This is a genomic window from Corynebacterium gottingense, from assembly GCF_003693265.1.
In the GTDB taxonomy this organism is placed as follows: Bacteria; Actinomycetota; Actinomycetes; order Mycobacteriales; family Mycobacteriaceae; genus Corynebacterium; species Corynebacterium gottingense.
Genome location: NZ_RDRE01000091.1, coordinates 1 through 2,303 on the forward strand (window position 1 = coordinate 1; position 2,303 = coordinate 2,303).

General features: G+C 64.8%; 2 protein-coding genes. One reads left to right on the forward strand and one right to left on the reverse strand.

Annotated elements, in window-relative coordinates; translation table 11 throughout:
- Positions 1–98: 98 nt before the first annotated feature.
- Positions 99–1,601, reverse strand: coding sequence for a malate dehydrogenase (quinone) (mqo, locus tag EAW56_RS11790; RefSeq protein ID WP_095547180.1), 1,503 nt, complete (start codon positions 1,599–1,601; stop codon positions 99–101).
- A gap of 196 nt (positions 1,602–1,797) precedes the next feature.
- Between mqo and EAW56_RS11795 the strand changes: the two genes are divergently transcribed.
- Positions 1,798–2,303 (forward strand): alpha/beta hydrolase (locus EAW56_RS11795; RefSeq protein ID WP_244213428.1); only part of this gene is annotated, 506 nt, incomplete at its 3' end.

A 2,303-nucleotide genomic window follows, 5' to 3' on the forward strand; every position in this document is an offset into this window, starting at 1 on the left:
GCCGGCGAGGAGTGGATGGCCCAACCGGAAAAGCCGGGGCCGTTCCGTACCTTCTGCGGTACGTAAACGGCCCCGGCCGGGTCACGCCGGTGGGGTGACTACTTCTTGTCCTCGAGCTTCAGCGTCTTCTCGGTCCAGGCCCACTGCTTGTCGTAGGCCTCCTTGTTGTCCTTGAGGGACTTGCCGTAGGTGGGGAACATCTCGTGGAGCTCCTCGCGCCACTCGATCATCCGCTCACCGAAGCAGCGCTCGAGCAGCTCGAGCATCGCGGACGGGGTGATGGATGCGCCCGGGGACGCACCGAGGATGCCGGCGATGGAGCCGGACTGGTCGTTGACCAGCGCCGTGCCGAACTCGAGGGAGCCGAAGGATGGTGCCGGCGCGGGCTTGATCACCTGCACGCGCTGGCCCGCGACGACGACCTCCCAGTCCTTCGGGTCGGCCTCCGGGTAGTACTCGTGCAGGACGTCCATCTTGCCGTCGAAGTCGCGGAAGACCTCCTCCACCAGGTACTTGACCAGGCCGAAGTTGGTGGCCGCAACGCCCAGGTAGGACGGGATGTTGTCCGGGCGGATGGACTTGAACAGGTCCAGGTACGAGCCCTTCTTCAGGAACTTCGGGGTCCAGCCGCCGTACGGGCCGAAGAGCAGAGACTCCTCGCCGTCAATGACGCGCAGGTCCAGGTGCGGCACGGACATCGGCGGGGCACCGACCTTCGCCTTGCCGTAGACCTTTGCCTTGTGCTGGGCGACGAGCTCCTGGTTGGTGGTGCGCAGCCACATGCCAGAGATGGGGAAGCCGGCGTAGCCGCGGACCTCGGGCACGCCCGCCTTGCGCAGCAGGTCCAGGGCGTATCCGCCCGCGCCGACGAAGACGAAGCGCGCGCGGGTGACCTTCTTGTCACCCGTGTGCACGTTGCGCACGGTGACCTTCCAGAAGTTGCCCTCGCGCTTGAGGTTGGTCACCTCGTGACCGTAGCGGATTTCGGTGCCCGCCTGGGTGGCTGCGTCGAAGAACTGGTTGCACAGCGCGCCGTAGTTGATGTCCGTACCCGCGTCGGTCCAGGAGATCGCGACGGGCTCGGCATCAAAGTCGCGGCCCTTGGCCATCAGCGGCAGTTTCTCGGCGAACACGTCCTGGTCGTCGGTGAACTGCATGTTGGGGAACATGTGGTTTGCAGATAGCGCGTCGTAGCGGCGACGCAGGTAGTCAATCTGGTCGTCGCCCTGCGCGAAGGAGACGTGCGGGACCGGGTTGATGAACTCGCTCGGATCGCCCAGCACGCCGTGCTCGATCTGGTGGGACCAGAACTGGCGGGAGACCTGGAACTTCTCATTAATCGCCATCGCCTTGGAGACGTCGATGCGGCCGTTCTTCTCCGGCGTGTAGTTCAGCTCGCACAGCGCGGAGTGGCCGGTGCCGGCGTTGTTCAGCGCGTAGGAGGACTCCTGCGCAGGCCCCTCGAGGCGCTCGTAGATCACCTGGGTCCAGTTTGGCTCGAGCTGGCGGAGCATAGCGCCGAGTGTCGCGGACATGATACCGGTGCCGATGAGGAGGACGTCCACCTCATCGTCGTAGCGGTTGGCTGCTGTATCAGACATCGTGATTTCCCTCATTCACTGTGTATTCATTGCGAGTGCACCTCGCCTTCACGTCACCCATCCACAATACGCCAGTTGCCTCCGCCATTGTCCACCCATACCCCCGGATAATGGTACGATGTTTGGCCTGCGTGGCACGGCTTTCACGCTTCTCGACGCCACCGTGCACCCCACCCCCTTCGCTAGGATCAGTGACATGACAAAGACCCCGGAGAACACCCCCGCAGGCGCTTGGGACGGCGTGACGTCGACAAGCATGAGCCCCGACTGGTACCCCGACGTGCTCGGTGACGGATTTGAATCCGCGTTCCTCCCGCAGGGCAAGGACCCTGATACCGGGAAGGGCACGCGCGCCACCATTGTGCGAACGAGCCTCAATGCGGACGCGGTTGATCCGACAAAACCCGCGATCCTCTGGGTACACGGGATGAGCGACTACTTCTTCCAGACTCACGTCGCCGAGGAATTCACCGCCGCCGGGTACGCCTTTTACGCCATCGACCTGCGCAGGTGCGGGCGCTCGCGGCAGAACGGCGAGTACTGGCACTACACCGAGGACCTTGCCAACTACTTCCCCGAGCTCACGGACGCGCTGCACGTCATCGTCGGCGAGCGCGGCCAGGGCGCGAAGGTCGTCCCCCTCGCACACTCCGCCGGCGGGCTGATCACCTCGCTGTGGGCGGACTGGCTGCGCCGGGAGCG